This window comes from Neisseria sp. P0004.S004, from assembly GCF_051963335.1.
In the GTDB taxonomy this organism is placed as follows: domain Bacteria; phylum Pseudomonadota; class Gammaproteobacteria; order Burkholderiales; family Neisseriaceae; genus Neisseria.
Genome location: NZ_JBQCUK010000011.1, coordinates 40,856 through 63,403, shown reverse-complemented (window position 1 = coordinate 63,403; position 22,548 = coordinate 40,856). Strand labels below are relative to the sequence as shown.

At 49.6% G+C, this 22,548-nt stretch carries 18 protein-coding genes and 3 tRNA genes; 7 read left to right on the top strand and 14 right to left on the bottom strand.

The window, feature by feature from the left end; translation table 11 throughout:
* Positions 1-53 precede the first annotated feature (53 nt).
* Positions 54-1,283, bottom strand: a complete 1,230-nt coding sequence (locus ACTHRY_RS09880; protein ID WP_049322019.1) for a multidrug effflux MFS transporter — start codon at positions 1,281-1,283, stop codon at positions 54-56.
* 241 nt (positions 1,284-1,524) lie between these two features.
* Here ACTHRY_RS09880 and ACTHRY_RS09875 point away from each other — a divergent pair, with 241 nt between their 5' ends.
* Positions 1,525-3,054, top strand: a complete 1,530-nt coding sequence (locus ACTHRY_RS09875) for a helicase HerA-like domain-containing protein (RefSeq protein WP_049322018.1) — start codon at positions 1,525-1,527, stop codon at positions 3,052-3,054.
* A gap of 67 nt (positions 3,055-3,121) precedes the next feature.
* Here the strand turns inward: ACTHRY_RS09875 and ACTHRY_RS09870 are convergent, their stop codons facing one another.
* The 3 genes from ACTHRY_RS09870 to ACTHRY_RS09860 form a co-directional block, all read right to left on the bottom strand.
* Positions 3,122-4,477 carry a PFL family protein gene (locus ACTHRY_RS09870; RefSeq protein WP_049322017.1) on the bottom strand — a complete coding sequence of 452 codons (1,356 nt, stop codon included), beginning with the start codon at positions 4,475-4,477 and terminating at the stop codon, positions 3,122-3,124.
* A 15-nt stretch (positions 4,478-4,492) separates the two neighbouring features.
* Positions 4,493-4,765: an ACT domain-containing protein gene (locus tag ACTHRY_RS09865; RefSeq protein ID WP_049322013.1), complete on the bottom strand. Its 273-nt coding sequence runs from the start codon at positions 4,763-4,765 to the stop codon at positions 4,493-4,495.
* 107 nt (positions 4,766-4,872) lie between these two features.
* The gene (locus tag ACTHRY_RS09860) at positions 4,873-6,012 is read right to left on the bottom strand and encodes a polyamine ABC transporter substrate-binding protein (RefSeq protein ID WP_440374219.1); all 1,140 of its coding nucleotides are present in this window, start codon (positions 6,010-6,012) and stop codon (positions 4,873-4,875) included.
* A gap of 328 nt (positions 6,013-6,340) precedes the next feature.
* On the opposite strand from ACTHRY_RS09860, the gene ACTHRY_RS09855 reads away from it, so the two are divergent.
* Positions 6,341-6,877, top strand: a complete 537-nt coding sequence (locus tag ACTHRY_RS09855) for an RNA pyrophosphohydrolase (RefSeq protein ID WP_003747493.1) — start codon at positions 6,341-6,343, stop codon at positions 6,875-6,877.
* Between the two features lie 68 nt (positions 6,878-6,945).
* Positions 6,946-8,931, top strand: coding sequence for a DNA topoisomerase IV subunit B (gene parE, locus ACTHRY_RS09850; protein ID WP_049359887.1), 1,986 nt, complete (start codon positions 6,946-6,948; stop codon positions 8,929-8,931).
* Between the two features lie 201 nt (positions 8,932-9,132).
* Here parE and ACTHRY_RS09845 read toward each other — a convergent pair.
* From ACTHRY_RS09845 to ACTHRY_RS09830, 4 genes are all read right to left on the bottom strand, one after another.
* Positions 9,133-9,209: transfer RNA gene (locus ACTHRY_RS09845), tRNA-Asp, on the bottom strand.
* A 32-nt stretch (positions 9,210-9,241) separates the two neighbouring features.
* Positions 9,242-9,317, bottom strand: a tRNA-Val gene (locus ACTHRY_RS09840).
* Between the two features lie 125 nt (positions 9,318-9,442).
* Positions 9,443-10,036: a GTP cyclohydrolase II gene (gene ribA / locus ACTHRY_RS09835; RefSeq protein WP_003685106.1), complete on the bottom strand. Its 594-nt coding sequence runs from the start codon at positions 10,034-10,036 to the stop codon at positions 9,443-9,445.
* Positions 10,029-10,694 carry a hypothetical protein gene (locus tag ACTHRY_RS09830; protein WP_049323165.1) on the bottom strand — a complete coding sequence of 222 codons (666 nt, stop codon included), beginning with the start codon at positions 10,692-10,694 and terminating at the stop codon, positions 10,029-10,031. The genes ribA and ACTHRY_RS09830 overlap by 8 nt, the downstream gene beginning before the upstream one ends.
* Positions 10,695-10,855: 161 nt before the next feature.
* On the opposite strand from ACTHRY_RS09830, the gene ACTHRY_RS09825 reads away from it, so the two are divergent.
* Both ACTHRY_RS09825 and ACTHRY_RS09820 read left to right on the top strand, forming a co-directional pair.
* A tRNA-Leu gene (locus ACTHRY_RS09825) sits at positions 10,856-10,940 on the top strand.
* 158 nt (positions 10,941-11,098) lie between these two features.
* Positions 11,099-12,439, top strand: a complete 1,341-nt coding sequence (locus ACTHRY_RS09820; RefSeq protein WP_049323164.1) for a DUF2868 domain-containing protein — start codon at positions 11,099-11,101, stop codon at positions 12,437-12,439.
* Positions 12,440-12,512: 73 nt separating this feature from the next.
* On the opposite strand, the gene ACTHRY_RS09815 is transcribed toward ACTHRY_RS09820, so the two are convergent.
* The 3 genes from ACTHRY_RS09815 to grpE all read right to left on the bottom strand — a co-directional run bounded on the left by ACTHRY_RS09815 (position 12,513) and on the right by grpE (position 15,788).
* On the bottom strand, positions 12,513-12,701 hold the full coding sequence (locus tag ACTHRY_RS09815; protein WP_234398619.1) for a hypothetical protein: 189 nt from the start codon (positions 12,699-12,701) through the stop codon (positions 12,513-12,515).
* Positions 12,702-12,999: 298 nt separating this feature from the next.
* Positions 13,000-14,925, bottom strand: coding sequence for a molecular chaperone DnaK (gene dnaK, locus ACTHRY_RS09810; protein ID WP_049323161.1), 1,926 nt, complete (start codon positions 14,923-14,925; stop codon positions 13,000-13,002).
* Positions 14,926-15,227: 302 nt separating this feature from the next.
* Entirely contained in the window at positions 15,228-15,788 is a 561-nt protein-coding gene (grpE, locus tag ACTHRY_RS09805) for a nucleotide exchange factor GrpE (RefSeq protein ID WP_003747507.1), read from the bottom strand.
* A gap of 150 nt (positions 15,789-15,938) precedes the next feature.
* Here grpE and cysE point away from each other — a divergent pair, with 150 nt between their 5' ends.
* Positions 15,939-16,757 (top strand): serine O-acetyltransferase, encoded by an 819-nt coding sequence (gene cysE, locus ACTHRY_RS09800; protein ID WP_440374218.1) that lies wholly within the window; start codon positions 15,939-15,941, stop codon positions 16,755-16,757.
* A gap of 74 nt (positions 16,758-16,831) precedes the next feature.
* On the opposite strand, the gene ACTHRY_RS09795 is transcribed toward cysE, so the two are convergent.
* Positions 16,832-17,422: a tyrosine-protein phosphatase gene (locus ACTHRY_RS09795; protein ID WP_049323158.1), complete on the bottom strand. Its 591-nt coding sequence runs from the start codon at positions 17,420-17,422 to the stop codon at positions 16,832-16,834.
* Positions 17,423-17,546: 124 nt separating this feature from the next.
* On the opposite strand from ACTHRY_RS09795, the gene mnmC reads away from it, so the two are divergent.
* Entirely contained in the window at positions 17,547-19,157 is a 1,611-nt protein-coding gene (gene mnmC, locus ACTHRY_RS09790) for an FAD-dependent 5-carboxymethylaminomethyl-2-thiouridine(34) oxidoreductase MnmC (RefSeq protein ID WP_440374217.1), read from the top strand.
* 77 nt (positions 19,158-19,234) lie between these two features.
* Here mnmC and ACTHRY_RS09785 read toward each other — a convergent pair whose 3' ends face one another.
* Positions 19,235-21,712, bottom strand: a complete 2,478-nt coding sequence (locus ACTHRY_RS09785) for a TonB-dependent hemoglobin/transferrin/lactoferrin family receptor (RefSeq protein WP_440374216.1) — start codon at positions 21,710-21,712, stop codon at positions 19,235-19,237.
* Between the two features lie 174 nt (positions 21,713-21,886).
* Complete coding sequence (locus ACTHRY_RS09780; protein WP_049329094.1) at positions 21,887-22,510, bottom strand: biliverdin-producing heme oxygenase; 624 nt, start codon at positions 22,508-22,510, stop codon at positions 21,887-21,889.
* Positions 22,511-22,548: the final 38 nt, after the last annotated feature.

The window sequence follows — 22,548 nt, the reverse complement described above, 5'->3', positions numbered from 1 at the left end:
TCTTCAATATAAAGTCGAGGCCGTCTGAAACCGTTTTTCAGACGGCCTGAAGGTTAAACATATTCTTTTTTATCGTTTTCCATCCAAGCCTGATGCGAGCAAACCCACAACAGTACGATACCGCACACGGTCGAGCTCAACATCATACCGGCCATTACCAAGGCAGAACCATTATGCAGCCAAGTCGTTGCCATACCGACCGATGCGCCGATGAGGGATTGGAACACGCCCAAAACGGCATTTGCGCTGCCGCCCTCTTCGCTGAAATAGCCCATAAAGCAGGCCTGAGTGTTCGCACCGACCAAGCCTTGCGTACCGACTGAAAACATCACGCACAACACCAAAGCCCACAAAGGCGGCAAAGACAGCAACAACACCAAAACAGCCATCAGCAAATTGGCGACGAATTGGACGATAATGCCCCATTTGAGGATGTTTTGCGGATGCGTACCGGTTTTCAAACGCCACGCGGTAACGCGGTTAAACGACATCATGGTAATGATATTGAGCGCAAATATCCAAGCATATTGGTTTGGCGAAGCATGATACAGTTGTTGGTACACGAACGACGATTCGGTCAAAAAGGCAAACATCGAACCGAAACTGAAAGCTTGGAAAAACAAATAGCCCATCGCGGCACGCGTTCTCAAAACGCGTTTAAACCTACCGGCCACCACGCCGAACACGTCCATGCTGATTTTGCCTTTTTGGTGCGGCTTGGGCAGGAAATACCACATCAAACCCCAAAGCAGCAGCGAATAGCAGGCCAGAAAACCGAAAATCATGCGCCAGCCGCCCAAATTCTGCAAGCCCGCACCAATCATCGGCGCCATCAGCGGCACAATCATCAAAATAATGCCGATTAAGGCAAACATCTGCGCGGCTTTGCGTCCGGAATAATAATCGCGCACCATCGCGCCGGAAATTACCACGGTCATCCCTGCGCCAAACGCCTGCACGGCACGCAAGTTCAGCAGCTGCTCGACATTATTCACCATCGTCAAACCGACAACGGCGGCAAAGTAAATGCTCAAGCCCACCAAGGCGACAGGTTTGCGGCCTTTAATATCCGAAACCGAACCGCCGACCACCTGGCCAAACGCCACGCCAAACATAAAAAAGCTCAGGCTTTGCTCAATGCGGTGGATGTCCGAACCCAGCGACTTTGCCATTTCGGGAATTGCAGGCAGATAGGCATCGACAGAAAACGGCATCAGCGCGACCAACATCGCCATCAGCACGGCCATGGTTTTTTCGCCCAACGGGGCTTGTTGTGCAGTCATTCCGATTTTCGCTTTCGTAACAAATATTCAAAAAACAAAGAAAACAACCGCCTTGTCAGACGGTTGCGGGTTGGATGGAATTATAGCAGATTTCAACCCCGTCCAATCACTGCACAAAAACCTTTGCAAAACTTAAGGCCGTCTGAAACTTCGCTTAGTTGAATCCCCCCGCCGCAAACGTTAAAATGCTTGTTTTTTAAGACAACACATTGTTTCACATCACGGATTCTAAGGAATAATCATGACTACATTTCAAATTGCACGTACCGACGGGAAAACGCTCGAAATCCAAGGCAAAATGGCCAACCGCCACGGCTTGATCGCCGGTGCGACCGGTACGGGTAAAACCGTTACCCTGCGCCGCATGGCGGAAGCCTTCAGCAGCGAAGGCGTCCCCGTATTCTTAGTCGATGTCAAAGGCGATTTGTCGGGCATCGCGCAAGCCGGTGCCAACAGCGGCAAAGTGGGCGAACGCATCGCCGAGTTTGATTTGGGCGAGCAATGGCTGCAAAGTTTCCCCGTGCGCTTTTGGGATGTTTACGGCGAAACCGGTATCCCCGTACGCGTAACCGTTTCCGAAATGGGCCCTATGCTTTTGGCCCGTCTGATGAATCTGAACGACACGCAAGAAGGCCTGCTCAACCTCGTGTTCAAAGTTGCCGACGACAGAGGCTGGCACATTCTGGACTTGAAAGACCTGCGCAGCATGCTGAAACACGTTTCCGACCACGCTTCGGAATACCGCACGCAATACGGCAACGTTTCCGCCGCCAGTATCGGTGCGATTCAGCGTCAGCTTTTGACGCTGGAGAACGAAGGTGCAGAAAAATTCTTCGGCGAACCTTCCCTCAACCTGCAAGACTGGATGCAGACCGACAACGGCAAAGGCGTCATCAACATCCTCAATTCCGAAAAACTGATGCGCTCGCCGCGTATGTACAGCGCGTTTTTGCTGTGGATGCTGGCAGAATTGTTTGAAACCCTGCCCGAAGTCGGCGATTTGGATAAACCGAAATTCGTGATGTTCTTCGATGAAGCGCATTTGATGTTCGACAATGCCGCCAATGCACTGGTCGAACAAATCGAACAAGTCGTGCGCCTGATCCGCTCCAAAGGCGTGGGCGTATATTTCGTCACCCAAAACCCGCTCGATTTGCCCGACACCATCCTAGGACAGCTCGGCAACCGCGTACAACACGCCCTGCGCGCCTTCACGCCGCGCGACCAAAAAGCAGTCAAAGCCGCTGCCGAAACCTTCCGCAGCAACCCAAACATCAAAGTTGCCGAAGCGATTGCCGAACTGGGCGTTGGCGAAGCACTCGTTTCCTTCCTCGACGAAAAAGGTATGCCCGAACCGGTAGAACGCGCTCTCGTCCTGCCGCCGCAATCTTCCTTAACCCCGCTTGCCGCCGAAGAGCGCAACCGTTTGTTCCAAAACGACGATTTGTATCCGACCTACAAAGACATGGTGGACAACTATTCCGCCTTTGAAGCCTTAGCCGAAGCAGACAGCCAAGCAGCCGCTGAAAAAGAAGCCGCAAATGCTGCCAAAGAGCAGGAAAAAGCACAAAAAGCCGCAGAAAAAGAAGCTGCCAATGCCGATCCCGGCATCCTCGGCGGACTGATCGGCGGTTTGAGTGGCGGACGTAAAAAATCCGGCCAAGGTTTGGGCTACAACGTTGCCGACGCCATCGGCAGCCAAATCAACCGCCAAGTAACCAACGCCATTTCACGCAGCGTAATGGGCATTATTAAAAATATGTTTAAATAATTACCCTGCAAATATAAAAGGCCGTCTGAAAATCAATTTCAGACGGCCTTTTTATTCATCAATCCAATTAGTTCTTCATCGACTGCACCGGCGCAGGAATCCTGCCGCCTCGGTTGACGAACACTTCGCACGAACCTTCTTTAACCGGCATTACAGGCGCGTAGCCCAGCAGGCCGCCGAACTCGACGCTTTCGCCGACGGTTTTGCCGGTAACCGGAATGATGCGCACGGCGGTGGTTTTGCTGTTGATCATGCCGATAGCGGCTTCGTCGGCGATGATGCCGGAAATGGTATGAGCAGGCGTGTCGCCGGGAACGGCAATCATGTCTAAACCAACGGAGCAAACGGCGGTCATCGCTTCGAGTTTATCCAGTGTCAACACACCAGCTTCGGCAGCGGCAATCATGCCTTCGTCTTCGGAAACGGGGATAAACGCGCCGCTCAAACCTCCAACCGCGCTGGAAGCCATCATGCCACCTTTTTTCACGGCATCGTTCAGCAATGCCAAGGCAGCCGTCGTGCCGTGCGTACCGCAGACGCTCAAACCCATCTCTTCAAGAATGCGTGCCACCGAGTCGCCGACGGCAGGGGTTGGTGCCAACGACAAGTCAAGAATACCAAACGGGATATTCAGCATTTTTGAGGCTTCGCGACCGATGAGTTCGCCCACGCGGGTAATTTTAAAAGCGGTTTTCTTCACTACTTCCGCAACTTCGGTCAGCGTTGTTGCATCTGAATTTTCCAACGCGGCTTTTACGACACCCGGGCCGGAAACGCCGACATTGATAACGGCATCCGCTTCGCCCGAACCGTGGAACGCACCCGCCATAAACGGATTGTCTTCCACTGCATTACAGAACACGACGATTTTCGCGCAGCCGAAACCTTCGGGCGTGATTTCAGCCGTGCGTTTAATGGTTTCGCCTGCCAGCTTGACCGCATCCATATTGATACCCGCGCGCGTACTGCCGATATTGATGGAGCTGCACACGATATCGGTGGTTTTCATCGCTTCGGGAATGGAACGGATCAGTACTTCGTCCGAAGGCGACATGCCTTTTTGCACCAGCGCGGAAAAACCGCCGATAAAAGACACGCCGATGGCTTTGGCTGCCTTGTCCAAAGTTTGCGCTACGCTGACGTAAGAATCGGCTTTGGTCGCCGCCGCGATTTGGGCAATCGGCGTAACGGAAATGCGCTGATTCACAATCGGCACGCCGTATTTGGCAGACAGATATTTTGCCGTTGCCACCAAGTCTTTGCCGACCGTAGTGATTTTGTTGTAAATGTTTTGGTTCAATACATTGATGTCGCTGCTGATGCAGTCGTGCAAATCAATGCCGATGGTAATGGTGCGGACGTCAAAATTCTGGTCGGCAACCATTTTGACGGTTTCTAAAATCTCGCCGGATTGAATACTCATGGCTCTCCCTCCGACTTAAATACGGTGCATGGCTTGGAAGATTTCTTCGTTTTGCATGCGGATATCAAGCGCGAATTTTTTGCTCTCTTCCGCAAACAAATCCAAAACTTCTTGACGCGATTTAGCACATTTTGAGGTGTCCACCAAAATAATCATGGTAAAAAAATCGTCCATCAGCTGTTGGCTGATGTTGAGAATATTGATTTGGTTTTCCGCTAAAATTTTGGAAACGTCGTACACAATGCCCACACGGTCTTTGCCGATGACGGTGATGACTGAATTGTTCATAACGCGGTTTCTCCTGATAGGATATTTGAAAAGTGTTGACAATTATAACACTCAGGCCGTCTGAAAAACTGTTTCAGACGGCCTGAGTATTCAAATTTCAATGTTCATTATCGCCCTGCTTTCAAAGCCTGCCACAAGCGAACGCTGAGTTTGCTCGCATCGGTTGATTTGGGAGAGACGATGAAGCTTTTTTCCATCAATTCCTTACTTGGGAAAATCGATTCGTCAGAGGTGTATTTTTCATCCATCAAATCCCGCGCCGGACGACTGGCCGGAGCATAAGTCACATAGTTGCCGTTTTTGGCCGCCGTTTCCGGGTTAAGCGTGTGATTGATGTATTTGTGTGCATTAGCCACGTTTTGCGCATCACGCGGAATCATCAGCGAATCCACCCAAATACCAACGCCGCTTTTCGGTGTCAATACTTCGATTTCTACGTCGTTTCCGGCTTCTTTGGCACGGGTTTTGGCAATATTGAGGTCGCCGCCATAGCCTACCGATACGCAAAGATTACCGGCAGCCATGTCGTCAATATAGCCGGACGAGGTAAAGCGTTTGATGTCGGGACGCACTTTTTTCATCATATCGACGGCGGCTTTGATGTCCTCAGGGTTTTCACTGTTCGGGTCTTTGCCCAAATAATGCAAAGCCAAAGGAATCTGCTCGATGGCGCTGTCAAAATAGCTGATGCCGCAGGATTTCAGTTTTCGGGTGTATTCAGGGTTGAACACCAAATCCCATTCGTTTTCAGGCAGCTTGTCCGTACCCAAAGCCTTTTGAACCTGCTGCTTGTTAATCGCCAGCGTATTGATGCCCCAGAAATAAGGGACGGCATATTCGTTGCCCGGATCGACGGTTTCCATCATTTTCAACAAATCGGGATCGATATTGGCGTAATCGGGAATTTGCGATTTGTCGATTTTTTGATATGCGCCGGCTTTAATCTGACGGCCGACATTGGCAATAGACGGCGCAACCAGGTCATAACCCGACTTGCCGGTCAGCAGCTTGGCTTCCAGCGCTTCGTTGCTGTCGTAGTAATCGTAGCGGACGTTGATATGCGTTTTGTTTTCAAACGCAGACAGCGTGGCCGGATCGACATAATCCGACCAGTTGTAGATATTGAGTTTATCGGTTTGGGAAGAGGAAGTTTGCGATGCGGAAGATTCTGCGGCGGTTCCTTGTCCGTCGCTGCACGCAGTCAAGACGAGGCTCACGATTGCCGCCGCCATCAAAGATTTTTTCATGGTTTCAGACCTTTTGTTCGGGGGGTAAAAATATTGCAGCGGTGGCAGATGCCACTTACAAAAGGGAAACTGTGGGGGCGGCCGGCATGTGTCCTTTGCCCTTGATTCAGCAAGGTTCGCATTAAACGGCAAAAAGCTTTTGAATGCAAGACCTTAAAGCAGAAAAAATTCTCCCTTTTCAGACGGCCTGAAGCTATGGTTTTATTCATAAACAACATTTTTTCAGAAACGGTTTCATGCCGTCTGGAAAAAACTGTGTGCTTATTCAGACGGCCTCAAGATTTGTCAAAACCGCCCAATTTGTGGGAAAATTGCACGATTGAATTTAATGAAGGGCGACCCCGTGTTAGACAGAGAAGGCTATCGCCCCAATGTCGGTATTATCCTGATTAACGAACGTAACGAAGTCTTTTGGGGCAAACGCGTACGCGAACATTCTTGGCAGTTTCCGCAAGGCGGCATCAAGCCGGGCGAAAGCCCTGAGACCGCCATGTACCGCGAGTTGTACGAAGAAGTCGGCCTGCTGCCGCAACATGTCAAAATTATCGGCCGCACGCGCGACTGGCTGCGCTATGACGTGCCCAGCCACTGGGTGCGCCGCGAATGGCGCGGTTCGTATCGCGGACAAAAACAGATTTGGTATCTTTTGCGTTTGGTCGGCCGCGACAGCGACGTCAACCTCCGCGCCTGCCACCATCCTGAATTTGACGGCTGGCGCTGGCACCAATACTGGGCGCCGGTTGACGAAGTCATCGACTTCAAGCGCGGCGTGTATTTGGGCGCATTGACCGAACTTTCCCGTTTCTTGCGCGGCATAGAAAGCTATGAAGAATTTATCCGTCGCAATCCAATAGAAAACCTATAACCCCAACGCTTTCAGGCCGTCTGAAAGCGTTGTTTTTCTTCCTTTCAGACGGCCTTTACATTATTCCTATGGCTAAAAACAATCAATACAGCGAATCCAGCATTACCGTCCTCAAAGGTTTGGAGCCGGTCAAAGAACGTCCCGGCATGTACACCCGTACCGACAGCCCGACCCATATCTGTCAGGAAGTGATTGATAACGCGGCGGACGAGGCGTTGGGCGGTTTCGCAACTGAAATTGACGTGCAAATTCATGAAGACGGTTCGCTTTCCGTACGCGACAACGGCCGCGGCATTCCCGTCGGCCTGCACCCTGAAGAAGGCGTACCCGTAGTCGAACTCGTGTTCACCCGTCTGCACGCAGGTGGCAAGTTCAATAAAAAAGACGGCGGCAGCGCGTATGCCTTTTCGGGCGGTCTGCACGGCGTCGGCGTATCCGTGACCAACGCCCTCTCCACCCGCCTTGAGGTAACGGTCAAACGCGAAGGCAAAATCCACCGCATCGTCTTTTCCGGTGGCGACGTCATTGAACCTTTGACTGAAGTGGGCAAATGCGCCGTCAAAGACAGCGGCACCGAAGTGCGCGTGTGGCCGGACGGCAAATATTTTGAAAGCCCGAATTACAGCATTCCCGAACTCGAACGCCTGCTGCGCGCCAAAGCCGTACTGCTGCCGGGCGTGCGCGTTTCTCTGACCCGTCCGGTTAAAGGCGAAGACGAAGCATACACCCAAACTTGGCACTACCCGGACGGCCTGAAAAGCTATCTGACCGACCTGATTGCCGATGCGCAAGAAGCTGTGCCTATCTTCTCTTGCGAAAACTACATTTCAGACGGCCACAACGGCGATTTCAGCATCGGCGAAGGTGCTGCGTTTGCCCTGACTTGGCTGGAAGAAGGCTCATGCGCCAACGAAAGCTACGTCAACCTCATCCCTACTCCGTTGGGCGGCACGCACGAAGCAGGCTTGAAACAAGCCGTGTTCAACGCGGTCAACAACTTCATCAATCTGCACAACCTCCTACCGCGCGGCGTGAAAGTGCAAAGCGACGACGTGTTCGGCAAAACCGCCTTCGTCCTCTCCGCCCGCGTCCTCGACCCGCAGTTCCAAGGTCAGACCAAAGACAAACTGACCAACCGCGACGCGTTGAAACTCGTTGCTACCGTGTCGGGCGACCCTTTGGAATTGTGGCTGAACCAAAACGTGGACTTCGGCAAAAAAATCGCCGAACTCGCCATCCGTCAGGCACAAGCGCGGATGCGTTCGGTTAAAAAGATTGAAAAGAAAAAAGGCAGCGGCGTCGCCGTCCTGCCCGGCAAACTGACCGACTGCGAAAGCGAAGACATCCGCGAAAATGAACTCTTCCTCGTCGAAGGCGATTCCGCAGGCGGCTCCGCCAAACTCGCCCGCGACAAAGCCACACAAGCGATTTTGCCCCTGCGCGGCAAAGTGCTCAACAGCTTTGAAGTCCACCCTGACCAACTCTTCGGCAACGCCGAAATCCACGACATTTCCGTCGCCATCGGCGTTGATCCGCACGGCATCAACGACAATCCCGATTTAAGCGGCCTGCGTTACGGCAAAATCGCCATCTTGTCCGATGCCGACGTGGACGGCTCGCATATTCAGGTTTTGCTGTTGACCCTGTTCTACCGCCACTTCCCGAAACTGATTGCCGACGGACACATCTACGTCGCCCAGCCGCCGCTGTTCCGCGTCGATGTCAACGCACAAGGCAAGAGCAAACCCGCCCGCAAATTCTATGCCCTCGACCAAAACGAACTCGACAGCATTTTGGAGCGGCTGCAAAAAGAAGGCGTTAAAGAAACTGCCTATTCCATCAGCCGTTTCAAAGGCTTGGGCGAGATGAACCCCGACCAGCTCAAAGACACCACCATGCACCCCGACACCCGCCGCCTGTTGCAGGTACAAATCCCCGAAGGCGCAGATGACGAAACACGCGACATCTTCGTCAAACTGATGGGCAAAGGCGAAGCCGCCGCCCGCCGCGCATGGATGGAAAAAGAAGGCGATACGGCAGAATTGGATATTTAATCCATTGTTTCAATAGAATAAAGGCCGTCTGAAACTTTAAAAGTTTCAGACGGCCTTTTTTAAAACATAAGAAAATTAAGATTAAACAGTATTTCAATTTCAATACACTGTGGTTATTTACCTGTTTCTATTTTCGTGGCTTAATTGTGCCTTTATAAGACAAACAAAAAAGCACTGATATAATCAGTGCTTTTTAAATAATGGCGCGGCGGACGGGGCTCGAACCCGCGACCCCCGGCGTGACAGGCCGGTACTCTAACCAACTGAGCTACCACCGCGCATCCACTGTCAAAGACAATGAAAAGGAAAGTGGTGGGTGATGACGGAGTCGAACCGCCGACATTCTGCTTGTAAGGCAGACGCTCTACCAACTGAGCTAATCACCCGATAAGCCGACATTAAATCAAAAAATCAGATTACGCGCAAGGTTTTTATTTAAATAAAAACATATCCCATTGAAAGAATATAGAATATTTTATTTAACAATAAAAATAACCGTTATGCCCGTCTATCAATCGAAAATCAAATGCCCCAATTTATCCGCTTTAGTATGCAGATAACGCTCATTTTCCACATTTTCGCCGACATGTAATGCAATCCGTTCGACCACATTAATGCCGGAATCTTTCAACGTTTGAATTTTCTCAGGGTTATTAGTCAGCAACCTGACTTCACGAATATGCAGATAATCATAAATCTGCTTGGCCAAAGTAAAGTCGCGCGCATCCACAGGAAGGCCGAGTGCAACATTGGCCTCAACCGTATCCAAGCCTTGGTCTTGCAGACGATACGCACGGATTTTGTTTATCAAACCAATGCCCCTGCCTTCTTGGCGCAAATATACGATAACACCGCGCCCTTCTTTCTGAACAGCCTGCATTGCCGCTTGAAGCTGAGGGCCGCAATCACATTTCACCGAAAATAAAGCATCGCCGGTCAAGCACTCGGAATGGATACGTGACAACACAGGCAGGCCGTCTGAAACATCGCCCATCGTCAATGCGACATGTTCCTGCCCACCCTCTTCTTCGAAGCCGTGCATCGTAAATTCACCCCATTCCGTAGGCAAACGGCATGACGCGACAAACTTCAACGCGTTACTCATTTTCCGCTTCCTCGTTTTCAGCCACACCCAAGAGGTTTTTCAAAGGTTCTGCCAAGGCTAATGCAAGGGCAATCCAGGCCATCAACACTTCGTCAGGCGCACCGTCCTTGACATCAAATTCAGCATGTACCACGCCTAAAACTGCACCGCTGGGCATACAGACAGGAACAGAAATCTGACTCAAACCGGGATGATTGCGTTCGGCCGACAATTCACCAATTTCCTGCCAATACGCCACATTCTGACAAACATTCATCCAACCGCTTTGCGCCGTACGCACAGCCAAAAAAGCCTGCCCGGTCGGCTCATCAATTGGAATCACATTTTCCAACGGCACGCCCCAACGGCTCAGACGAACCAGCGACAACGCGCCATCTTTCGGAAACGCTGTATAAACCGCTGCACTTTTCAAATGCTCGGTGCGCTCGGCAACCGAATCCAAAGCCATAAAAATCTGTTTCAGCAACCATTCATGTTCGGCATCGACATAATCCGCCAACTGCCAACCATTTTCAGACGGCCACAAAATCGAACGCTCAACAGAAGCATTGCCCATTTTAATCACAGCCTGGGTAGTCAAATAAGCAACATGTATCTCATCCGCAGGCAACTTCAAACCTTGCGTCTGCAAAAAATCTTTAATCAATAAAGCAGGCATCAGCCCTTCCTCACCAAATGGAAAGTTGAGGCCGTCTGAAAACAAACCCTGCTTTCAGACGGCCGGAATAAGTCATTATATAAGGGATAAACCGACAAATTCAAGCAAACAAGACTTTGCGCCCCCATTAATCTTGTGTATAATCCACGGTTCAAATTAGTGCGGACGTGGCGAAATTGGTAGACGCACCAGATTTAGGTTCTGGCGCCGCGAGGTGTGAGAGTTCGAGTCTCTCCGTCCGCACCACACTCAAAATAAGCAGCTTTCGGGCTGCTTTTTTTACATCTATTCCACTATATACCCAAAATCAAAACTGCTTTTAATTTTTTGACCTTTGCAAAAAAGGGGTTTATTTGTGGGTATAACAGACGTTTCCATTTTATCTTTCAGACGGCCTATCATTTATGTTGAATCCATCGCAAAAACTTGTCGAATTGGTCCGTATCCTTGAAGAGCGTGCCTATATTTTTCCGGGAGATCCTGTGCAGGCGACGGAAGCGTTGCGACATATTGACGGCGGCAATGAGGAAAAACTGATACGCCGCGCTCAAATTATCGACCGCGACAAGCATTTGAAATATGCGTTGCAACAGGTGGAGACGGGCTCGTTTTGGCTTTGGATTGTTGCGGCGACGTTGTTGTTTACGGTCGGTTTTTCCAGCACTTATCTGTTGATGGACAATCAGGGGCTGAACTTTTTTCTGGTATTGGCCGGGATTTTGGGCATGAATACGGTCATGCTGCTGGTGTGGCTGGCGACTTTATTCCTGCGTTTGAAAAATATGCACTTTATCAGCAGTCCGGCAACTTGGTTCCGAGGTAAAGACCCGGTCAATCAGGCTATTTTGCGGCTTTACATGGACGAATGGCGCAAACCGCAAACGCGTTGGCTGATTGGCACAACCTCACACAGTCTGTGGCTTTGTACGCTGTCGGGAATGTTGGTTTCTGTTTTGCTGCTGCTTTTGGTGCGTCAATATACGTTCAACTGGGAAAGTACGCTGTTAAGCAATACGGCATTGGTGAAAACGGTTGAGGCTTTGTCATGGCTGCCGGAACGTTTGGGCTTTCCTGTTCCCGACAGTCAGGCCGTAATTGCAGGCCGTCTGAACAATCATATCGAAGATGCACGCGCTTGGGCGGGTTTACTCATCGGCAGCATTATCTGCTATGGCATTCTGCCTCGCTTGATTGCTTGGCTGGCTTGCAAGATTTCTTTAAAAACCCTGCGCGAACGTTTGGATCTGAATCAGCCCTACTATCAAAACATTCTCCGTACATGGCAAACGAAGATTGTTGATGCCGATGACTTTCAGGAAAACATCGTTCCCGTTTCATCCAAAATTACGCTGAATAATGCGCCCAAATGGGCCGTTACACTCGAAACGGAATGGCCTGATCCGCTTTGGTTTTCCGGCGTTTTGGCGCAAGAGTGGATAGACAAAGGCGTAGTCGCCGGCAGAAAAGATTTGGAACAATTGGAAGCCGAATTGAAACAAACTCCGGCGCAACTTCTCATCGGCGTACGCACGCAAACTGTTCCCGACCGCGGCATTTTGCGTCAAATCAGCCGCTTGGCCGAAGCTACGGATGGCGGCGTTATCATTCAACTTTTGAATCAAGACAGTTTCTCTGAAGATTTGGATACCAAACTGGATTATTGGCGCGATGCGCTGGCAGAAAGAAACATTGCCTGGCTGGAGCCGACCCGTTTGGCACAAGAAAAACGGCAAAGCGCTATTTGACAGATAAACCGAAGGCCGTCTGAAACCTGATGTTTGTGTTTCAGACGGCCTTATTTATTGTTGAGGATTCATCTTAATGAGGTTCGTGGTGATGCTCTTGATGATGTTTGGGCTTCGGTGCGTGGTGTTTGGCTTTAGGTGCAGGTTTTTTCATTTTGTGCGGTTTGGCTTTTTTGTGCATACGTTCTTGTTTCGGATGCATTTCGTGTTTGCCATGCGCAGAAGCGACAGGAGCCAATACCAAGCCGGCAGCGGCAACCATCAAAGATGGTCATTTGAATCAGTTTTTTCATATTTATCTTCTTTCAAGAGGTTGATTTGAGGTAAAAATAAGCATTTATTCGCACTCAAGCGATGGACAAATATTAATGGCTTTGACTGTCAGCTGCTGTCTGCATTCGGCGAAATCTGTTCAAAATTCAGCAATAGAAGTATGGCAACGCGATGATGTAGCAAGGTTTTGAAAGTTTACCGTCAACTTTGACAAAGCGTCTTTACACATTCCCCAAACAACAAAAAGCGCGAACCTTTCGATTCGCGCTTTTTTCAGACAGCATCAATTATTTTTTGTCGTCTTTTACTTCTTCAAAGTCGGCATCTACAACGTCGTCTTTCTTAGCAGAAGACTCGGCTTGTGCGCCCTCGCCTGCTTGTGCTTCGGCTTGCGCTTGAGCGTAAACCATTTCGCCCAGTTTTTGGCTGGCTGTACCCAAAGCTTCGGCTTTAGCATCGATAGCGGCTTTGTCGTCGCCTTTAACGGCTTCTTCAGCTTCTTTCAACGCAGCTTCGATTTTTTCTTTCTCGGCAGCGTCGAGTTTGTCGCCGTAGTCGGCCAAAGATTTTTTCACGGAGTGAATCAGGGCTTCGGCTTGGTTGCGTGAAGCGACCAATTCAGTCAGTTTTTTATCTTCTTCAGCGTTGGCTTCGGCATCTTTCACCATACGTTCGATTTCTTCTTCGCTCAAACCTGAAGAACCTTGGATGGTGATGTTGGCGGCTTTGCCGGTGCCTTTGTCTTTGGCAGAAACGTGCAAGATACCGTTGGCGTCGATGTCGAAAGTAACTTCAATTTGAGGCATACCGCGTGGTGCAGGTGCGATGTCGGTCAAGTTGAACTGACCCAAAGACTTGTTGGCAGAAGCGCGTTCGCGTTCGCCTTGCAGCACATGGATGGTTACAGCGCTTTGGTTGTCTTCGGCAGTAGAGAACACTTGAGACGCTTTAGTCGGAATAGTAGTGTTCTTTTGAATCAGCTTGGTCATCACGCCGCCCATGGTTTCGATACCCAAAGACAGAGGAGTTACGTCCAGCAGCAATACGTCGCTGCGGCCGCCGCTCAATACTTCGCCTTGAATCGCTGCGCCTACGGCAACGGCTTCGTCAGGGTTCACGTCTTTACGAGGCTCTTTGCCGAAGAAGTCTCGAACGGCTTCTTGTACTTTCGGCATACGGCTTTGACCGCCGACCAAAATCACGTCGTCGATGTCGCTGGTGCTCAAGCCGGCATCTTTCAATGCGATTTTGCAAGGCTCGATAGAACGTTGGATCAAATCTTCAACCAGGCTTTCAAATTTGGCACGGGTAATTTTCATGGCCAAGTGTTTCGGACCGGTTGCGTCCATAGTAATGTACGGCAGGTTGATTTCGGTTTGCTGACCGCTGGACAATTCGATTTTGGCTTTCTCGGCAGCTTCTTTCAGGCGTTGCAGAGCCATGACGTCTTGTTTCAAATCAATGCCTTGTTCTTTTTTGAACTCGTCAATGATGTAGTCGATCAAGCGTTGGTCGAAGTCTTCGCCGCCCAAGAAGGTGTCGCCGTTGGTTGCCAATACTTCGAATTGTTTGTCGCCGTCGATGTTGGCGATTTCGATGATGGAAATATCGAAAGTACCGCCACCCAAGTCATACACGGCAATTTTACGGTCTTTGCTGTCGCCTTTGTCCATACCGAATGCCAAAGCGGCTGCGGTCGGTTCGTTGATGATGCGTTTTACTTCCAAACCTGCGATACGGCCTGCGTCTTTAGTCGCTTGACGTTGGCTGTCGTTGAAGTAGGCAGGAACGGTAATCACGGCTTCGGTTACTTTTTCGCCTAAGTAAGCTTCAGCTGCTTCTTTCATTTTACGCAAAACTTCTGCGGAAATTTGAGGAGGAGACAGCTCTTTACCTTGTGCTTTTACCCATGCGTCGCCGTTGTTGGCTTTGATGATTTCAAAAGGCATGGATTCGATGTCGCGTTGTACTTCTTTGTCTTCAAATTTGTGGCCGATCAAACGTTTGGCCGCGTAAATAGTATTTTTAGCGTTGGTTACCGCTTGGCGTTTTGCAGGCGCGCCGACAAGGATTTCGCCGCCGTCCAAATAAGCGATAACGGAAGGAGTGGTACGTGCGCCTTCTGCATTTTCGATGACTTTGGTTTGACCGTTTTCAGAAATGGCCAAACAAGAGTTGGTTGTACCTAAGTCAATACCGATTACTTTTGCCATATTATGTTGCTCCTAAATAAACTTTTCTTAATTAATAATCCTGTGGAACATTTCGTTCCGATGGCTTGTAAATAAGGTTGCTTCATTTTTTTTCAAGGCCTAATTTGAATTTTTTTTAAGATTAAATTCAAGTGCTTGATTTATTTATCCACAAGCCGTTTATTCTTTTTTCAGACGACCCGGTTTTCATTTTCCGATTCCGGTTTATCGGAATGATTTTCCAATAGCGGAACATCGGGTTTTGAAACCGGATAAGGCCGTCTGAAGATTTTATGCTTGATAAACTTTATCAAGCGATGCCTTCAATCTTCTTTTTTCGCCACGACAACCATTGCAGGACGCAGCACGCGGTCGGCCAATGTATAACCTTTTTTCATCACGCTGACGATGGTATTCGGCTCTTGCTCGCTGACGACTGCCTGCATGGCTTGATGTTGGTGCGGATCGAGTTTGTCGCCCGGCTGCGGGTTGATTTCTTTAATATGGGTGGCATCAAATGCTTTTTGCAGCTCGTTCAAAGTCATTTGCACGCCCATTTTCAGCGCATCGAAATTGCCGCTTTGGTCCAGCAGCGCCATTTCGAGATAATCTTTAACCGGCAACATTTCTGCTGCAAATTTTTGTCCGGCGAATTTATGCGTGTCGGCGATTTCCTGCTGATGGCGGCGGCGCAGGTTTTGCTCGTTTGCCAGACCGCGCAATTCGCTGTCTTTGAGCTGGCCTTCCAACTCGGCGACACGCGCCTGAAGTTCTTCGTAAGTCGGTTCGGCTTGTTCGGTTTCAACGGTTTCGGCAGTTTCTACGGCTGCCGCTTCTTCTGCTTCGTGTTGATGTTGTTCGTTATGCTCCGTCATTTCTGACATCCTTTTAGCGTGTTGATATTCGATGTTTCATATATAAGGCCGTCTGAAAAAACTTCAAGCATTTGAATGCCGATTATCAAATGCCTTGTTAAAAGACGTTGGAAAACGGTAAGATAACCATCTGATTGTATTCTTCAGACGGCCTCAAACATGAAAAAAGACCATTTGAATTCAACTGATTTTAATCTGTGGCACACCATCCGCGAAGAAACCGAAGCCGCCGCCGTGGCCGAGCCGATGCTAGCGAGCTTCCTGCATCAAACCGTATTGCGCCACCAGTCTCTCGATTCGGTATTGGCCTACCATCTTTCCAGCAAGCTCGGCAGTCCGATTATGGACGTGCGTGCGCTGTTTGAAATTTATCAGCAGGCTTTAAGTGCGGACACCCGCATCAGCAAATGTGTCGAGGCCGACTTGAAAGCCATTTACGAGCGCGACCCGGCTTGTGATGAATATTCGCTACCGCTGTTGTATTTCAAAGGTTTCCACGCCGTACAGGCACACCGCATCAACCACTGGCTTTATCAAAACGGCCGCAAAACGCTGGCGTATTTCCTGCAAAACCGCATGTCGGAAGTGTTCGGCGTCGATATCCACCCGGCTGCGCGTTTCGGTCATGGTTTGATGCTCGACCATGCCACTGGTTTTGTGGCCGGTGAAACCGCCGTCTTGGGCAACAATATTTCCATCCTCCACGGCGTAACGCTGGGCGGTTCGGGCAAAGAAAGCGGCGACCGCCACCCGAAAATCGGCAATGGCGTAATGATTGGTGCGAACGCTTCGATATTGGGCAACATCCGCATCGGCGAAAATGCCAAAATCGGCGCAGGCAGCGTGGTGGTTGCCGATGTGCCGTCTTCGATTACCGTTGTCGGCGTACCGGCCAAACCGGTCGGCCGCTCTTCCAAAACCCCATCTGCCGATATGGATCAAAGCATTCAATTATCATCTACGGATTTTGTGATTTAAGTCATCTGCCATTAAAAAGGCCGTCTGAAAAAACAAATCTTTCAGACGGCCTTTTTATGTTTTGAATCTTGGCGTCAACCGCGTTTGCGCAAGGCTTCCAAATGCGTTTTAACCTGCTTGACTTTCTCTTCGGTAAACAGTTTGACAATGTTTTTCCAAATGCTGTGATAACCGTAAGGCCCGTGTTGCATTTCGGCTTTTGCCTCTTCCACCGGCCAGCCTTGATAAATGATGCGGTACATTCCGGCAATCAAACCGGTACGGTCCGCTCCGTGATAACAATGGATGAGTACCGCGCCGTTTTGCTGTTGTTTTTCAATCAGGTATAGGATTTCCGCAATCTCTTTCGGCTTAATGCTCCATGACAGCAACGGACGGTTTAACAAGGTCAAACCATACGCCTTCAAATGGTCGTCATCGTTGCGGTCGAAAAAGCGCAGGTTGATCACGCTTTGAATGCCCAGCTTGACAATGGCTTCGCCATCTTCGGCAATAGGCTGCTCGCTGCGGTAAAGCTTGTCATCGATGCGATAAAGGTTGGCATCGTGTTTAATGGGTGTTGCCCACCGTTCGGGCTGAAAGGCTTTGCCGCCGTTATCCGGCGGCGCGGATAAACAGGCAACGGGCAAGCCGGAAGCGAGAAGGCACAATAAAAGACGGCGCATAAAATTCCTGTATGAAAATCAATGGGAAAACAAATATCGAAAGATTTTATCAAAACCCGTCCGGATATTCTATCCACGCAAACCGCGTTACAATAAAGCCTCTTTTTTCAGACGGCCTTTCATCATGACCTGCCTTGCTTGGAACACCACGCCCGCCCTTGCCGACCTTTGCCGCGCCATCGAACAACATACCGCGCCGCTTTATTTGATTGTCTGCCTGCCTAAAAACCATATTCCCGATTTTCCGCTGTCAAATCATCCCTCCGAGCTTGAAGGCCGTCTGAACAACCGCCTCGATCAAGCCATGAAATGCCTTCAGTTCAACAGCGTCAATGTTTTAGAAAACCTCTTGCCTGACGTGCACCTTTGGCTGGTTCCGCCACACCGCGCCGACCGCTTACACGAACATTTCCCTCATATCGAATGGCAAACCGAAGCCATACCCCAATCCGCCCCTATTCCCCTAAAACCTTGGTTCAGACGGCCTGAACATCAAGCCGCACCCGAACACGTCCTGATTATCGGCGCAGGCATTGCCGGCGCAGCGACTGCACGCAAACTGGCGGAACACGGCGTACGCGTTACGGTTTTGGAGGCAGGCAAAGCGGCGCAGGCAGGCAGCGGCAACCGCCAAGGCTTGCTCTACGCCAAAATCTCGCCACACGATACCGAACAAACCGAGCTGCTGCTGACAGGCTACGGCTACACGCGCCGATTGCTGGAAGACTTGCTGCCCGACTCCGACGTATGGGGCGGCGACGGCGTATTGCATTTGAATTTTGACGACAGCGAACGCAAACGCAATCAGGCCTTGGGGTTGCAACACCAGCATAAACACCTTTACCGCAGCGTATCTGCCGAAGAGGCTGCGCACATTGCAGGCATGGACGTATTTTCAGACGGCCTTTATTGGCCGCAAGGCGTATGGCTGAATCCGCCTGCCGTCGTTCATACCTTATTGAATCATCCGCTGATTGAGTTGCACGAACAATCGCCGCTGACCGCCGTATCGCATGACGGCTCACAATGGACGGCACACACGCCAAACGCGCATTTCAGAGCCAGCCATATTGTTTACTGTATGGGTGCACACAGCCCGACTGCCGCCGACACCAATGTCTCCGCCCTGCCTTTCCGCCAAATCCGCGGCCAAACCGGCGTTGTGTCCGCCAGCCCGTTTTCACAAAAACTGCGTTGCGCCATTTCCGGCGAAAGCTACATCAGCCCGAGCTGGCAAGGTCGACACTGCTACGGCGCGACATTTATCCTCAACAGCAACGATGAAACTTGGCATCTGCACGAAGAAACCGCAAACCGCGCCGCCCTGCAACAGCTCAATCCCCCATTGGCACAATCCCTGTTTGATCAAAATTCGTTTTCAGACGGCCTTCAAAACACACAAGGCCATGCCGCCCTGCGTTGCGACAGCCTCGACCACTTGCCCGTTGTCGGCGCACTCGGCGACATCGCCGCAATGCAGTCCGCCTACGCCAAACTGGCATTGGACAAAAACTACCGCCTCGACAATATCCCCTGCCCTTACCTGCCCAATGCCTACATCAATACGGCACACGGTACACGCGGACTGGCGACAGCCCCCATCTGCGCCGCCGCCATTGCGGCCGAAATACTCGGCTTGCCGCACCCACTATCGCAAAGACTGAGAACCGCGCTGCACCCCAACCGCGCCATCATCCGCGCGATTGTTCGGCAGCAGCCGTTGTTATCCGTTTAAAGATTTCGTTTTAAATAAAAAAGGCCGTCTGAAAGTCATCAAAACTTTCAGACGGCCTTTAGCTATCCGTTAACTGCTTAGAATTTCCATTCCAGCGATACAGCGTAATTGCGGCCTGGGGCATAGTAGCGTTCCAAGCCCTGGGCTGCTGATTTAGTATCACTTGTGCTTAAAGAGTTAATAGTCGATCTCGGATTGATGCCGCGCAAGCTGTCCCATGTATGGTATTTCCGGTTAAACAGATTATAAACGCCCGCCCGTAAAGTCATACGTTTTACCGGTTTGTAGTAGCCGAATACATCCACAACAGTTGCCGCTTTATTCAACCAACGGAAGTCGATTTTATCGTCACGATACTGCAAGGCAACAGCACAATCATCTGTTTCCTCACCTGTCCAAGGATCGAGCTTATAGCTTGTGCAATAGCTCTTTTGTTCAATTACTTGGGCATCTTTGGCTTTTTTCCTGCCCATATAGCTGACACGGGAGAAAATACCCCAACGCTCATCAGGAGACTCATAATCGAATCCAAGCACCAACTTCAGCGGCTGGATGGACAGCATACTGCCGCGATCGCCGGACAATTTGCCTTTGCTGTAACCCAATGCGCCGGATAATTTGAAACCTTCCGGCACGGGCATTACTTGATGTAGGTTCATCTCGCCTTTAAATTCAATGCCCCTCACCCTTGCTTTATCGATATTAACCATTTGCTGACCGATTTGGGTAAGCGTAGCACCGCAATAGGTCGGATCCGTATAACAAGCATACCAATCACCAGCAAATGGATTGGGAGCTTGGAAGGTATGTTCTTCTTCAAACAGGAAATTGCGGTAACGGGTTTGATACAGGCTGAAATCCAAAGACCCTTTGTCGTTTTTACCATGCAGCGACAATGTTTGATTAAGGCTGCGTTCAGCTTTCAGCGACGGATTCGCTATCCAGTTGCCATACACGCTGGTATAAGTAAAATACATTTCCGATGCTGTCGGCACGCGATGCCCCGTATTGATTTGATAGGCTGCACGCCAAGTATCATTAAAGCGGTAACCCAAGCCTAAAGTACCATTCCATGTATTAAAACTTCTTGCGGCAGGATTGCCATCATTAACACAGGTACTCAAACAAGGCGTATCTGGCTTGAAAGCCTGTGGTTTTACCTTCTCATGGTCGTAGCGCACCCCTGCATTTACAGAGAACTTATCGCCTAAAGCGATTTTATCCTGCAATGAAAAACCGATTTGATCCGTCTTCATAGGACGCATAATGGTGTAATGTTTACGGCCAGTTATATTACCTGTTGAATTAAAATCTAAATCATCATTTACATTTTCAAAGTCGCGACGACTGGCAAAAGTCTTAAAAGATAATCTGTGTTCACCTTTCCACAGTGAAAAAGGCTGGCTGTCCAAACGGAAGGTAATGCGCTTGTATTTGGTATCCATATTCCGCTCGTCTCTATCAGCCATAAAACCGTTGTGATACTGATAACCTGTGCGCCAATCTCCGGTACGAACCATATCGCCTTTATAGTTTATCGCTCCATTGCGGGTCTTCTGATAATCCAAGTCCGTACGTAGCAAAGCAAGAATGGAAGAGGTAGGGGTCCACTCGTGGTTTAGGTTAATATTGGTGCGTTTCTGCACATCGTCTGCCTCCCTCCAATAACTTGTTAGGGAGTAAGTTTTTTCATGAGTGTAATTACTGTTATTTTGTCCGTTAACAGAAAAACCGAAACGGTGCGAATCAGCCGGCTGCCAGCCTAATTTCACCAAATAACTATGGTTATTGTGTTTGGATGGATCAGGATGAATACGCGCTGAGCCACGCTCTGCCTTATCCTGTTTATCCAATTCATCAAAACCTACAAAATCAACGATATCACCGCCCCTGCTTTTCATTTCGTGCCCGTGTCGGCGAGAATACAAAACCACTGCATCAAAAACATTGCCGGCATAGCCGAAACCTGCGGTATTCGCCCACTCTCTGTTTTTACTTGCGTAACCGCTGCGTAGAAGTGCGCCGAAATTTTGTTCCGGCAAAACAATATCCCGTGCATCAAGCGTGCGGTAGTTCACATTACCACCCAAAGAACCGCTGCCGCTTTCAAATGAATCCGCACCTTTCGTAATATCCACACCTTTAACCAACTCGGTATCGATGCTTAAACGGGAATTATTGAAGTTTCCGTAACGCGCATAGAGTGAATTTTCTTCCGAACTGGGCAATGCCACACCGTCGATACTGATACCTACACGGTTATCTTCCACACCGCGCATGGCAAAGCCTTTCATGCGACGACCATCATCAGAAACACCAACATCAGAAGAGTAACGCACCAAATCGCGTGTATCCCGAATCATTTGTTCTTGAATAGTTCTAGCATTTACTCGTTCCACAGTGGTAGCTGCATTGCGCTGACCTTTAACGCGGACTTCTTTTATCTCTGCTTTAACGGGTGTGGTTTCAGTTGCAGCTTCATCTGCTGCTAATACTGGATTGCCAAAAATACTACCGACTAGCACGGCAATAGGGAGCATTTGTAATGGTTTCATATTATCAACTCAAGATGTAATGGATTGTTCATCCATCAGTTAATGCATAAAAAATTTCTGATAATCATTAATGATTAATAAGACAGCAACCCGTTCAAACAAAACTTTGTTGTGTAATTAAAGGCCCCTGCAAACATCTACGCCGAGACCTTGTCTGTTTGATTTAATTATTTTTTAGAGTCTGTGCGGCGTCATACCTTCAGGCGCTTCCGCACCTTCCGGCAAACCGAAGGTTTCACGCAGAATCACTTTATAGAATTCAAAAGCTTCGCGCGCGCCTTGAATGGCTTCCGCCTCAGCTTCCGGAGTCAAGTTCAAAGCGTTCAGATGCTCGACAAAAGCGCGCCAGTGTTTGCCACGGCCGTTCGGATGAGGAGCCAGGTGGCGTGCGCCAAATTCGCCGGTGTATTCGAGTTTTTGAGCATGTTTGAACAAGAATGCCGCGCCCAAATTAGAACCTTCGGCGCAATACAGCCAGCCGATGGCTTTATTACCGGTTTCGTGTGGTAATTCTTTGTCAAATTTGTAAGGCTCTTCGCCCAAGTCTTTCAAGTCTTGAGTTACGGCATCGTAACGCGCCATATATTCAAGTTCTGGAATGGCTTTGTTCAATTCGGCATCTTTATAGATGTGATCGACGGCCTTATGGAAAACAGATTGAAGTTTCAAGAATTTGATGTAGTTTTCTTTGCTGGAAAAAGGCTGAACGGACATAACCAAGTTATCAACGCTGTCGTGCGTTGTCGTGGTTTGCTCTTTCAAGCGTTTGGCGAAAGTCAGCTCTTGGGTTTCACTCATGATGTTTCCTTTGAATTAAAAGACTAATAGTTTCAGAC

What these genes read in the sequence shown, in the direction of transcription:
- ACTHRY_RS09880 (WP_049322019.1), bottom strand. Translation starts at nt 1,283, where the DNA reads ATGACTGCACAACAAGCCCCGTTGGGCGAAAAAACCATGGCCGTGCTG.
- ACTHRY_RS09875 (WP_049322018.1), top strand. Translation starts at nt 1,525, where the DNA reads ATGACTACATTTCAAATTGCACGTACCGACGGGAAAACGCTCGAAATC.
- ACTHRY_RS09870 (WP_049322017.1), bottom strand. Translation starts at nt 4,477, where the DNA reads ATGAGTATTCAATCCGGCGAGATTTTAGAAACCGTCAAAATGGTTGCC.
- ACTHRY_RS09865 (WP_049322013.1), bottom strand. Translation starts at nt 4,765, where the DNA reads ATGAACAATTCAGTCATCACCGTCATCGGCAAAGACCGTGTGGGCATT.
- ACTHRY_RS09860 (WP_440374219.1), bottom strand. Translation starts at nt 6,012, where the DNA reads ATGAAAAAATCTTTGATGGCGGCGGCAATCGTGAGCCTCGTCTTGACT.
- ACTHRY_RS09855 (WP_003747493.1), top strand. Translation starts at nt 6,341, where the DNA reads ATGAAGGGCGACCCCGTGTTAGACAGAGAAGGCTATCGCCCCAATGTC.
- parE (WP_049359887.1), top strand. Translation starts at nt 6,946, where the DNA reads ATGGCTAAAAACAATCAATACAGCGAATCCAGCATTACCGTCCTCAAA.
- ribA (WP_003685106.1), bottom strand. Translation starts at nt 10,036, where the DNA reads ATGAGTAACGCGTTGAAGTTTGTCGCGTCATGCCGTTTGCCTACGGAA.
- ACTHRY_RS09830 (WP_049323165.1), bottom strand. Translation starts at nt 10,694, where the DNA reads ATGCCTGCTTTATTGATTAAAGATTTTTTGCAGACGCAAGGTTTGAAG.
- ACTHRY_RS09820 (WP_049323164.1), top strand. Translation starts at nt 11,099, where the DNA reads ATGTTGAATCCATCGCAAAAACTTGTCGAATTGGTCCGTATCCTTGAA.
- ACTHRY_RS09815 (WP_234398619.1), bottom strand. Translation starts at nt 12,701, where the DNA reads ATGGTTGCCGCTGCCGGCTTGGTATTGGCTCCTGTCGCTTCTGCGCAT.
- dnaK (WP_049323161.1), bottom strand. Translation starts at nt 14,925, where the DNA reads ATGGCAAAAGTAATCGGTATTGACTTAGGTACAACCAACTCTTGTTTG.
- grpE (WP_003747507.1), bottom strand. Translation starts at nt 15,788, where the DNA reads ATGTCAGAAATGACGGAGCATAACGAACAACATCAACACGAAGCAGAA.
- cysE (WP_440374218.1), top strand. Translation starts at nt 15,939, where the DNA reads ATGAAAAAAGACCATTTGAATTCAACTGATTTTAATCTGTGGCACACC.
- ACTHRY_RS09795 (WP_049323158.1), bottom strand. Translation starts at nt 17,422, where the DNA reads ATGCGCCGTCTTTTATTGTGCCTTCTCGCTTCCGGCTTGCCCGTTGCC.
- mnmC (WP_440374217.1), top strand. Translation starts at nt 17,547, where the DNA reads ATGACCTGCCTTGCTTGGAACACCACGCCCGCCCTTGCCGACCTTTGC.
- ACTHRY_RS09785 (WP_440374216.1), bottom strand. Translation starts at nt 21,712, where the DNA reads ATGAAACCATTACAAATGCTCCCTATTGCCGTGCTAGTCGGTAGTATT.
- ACTHRY_RS09780 (WP_049329094.1), bottom strand. Translation starts at nt 22,510, where the DNA reads ATGAGTGAAACCCAAGAGCTGACTTTCGCCAAACGCTTGAAAGAGCAA.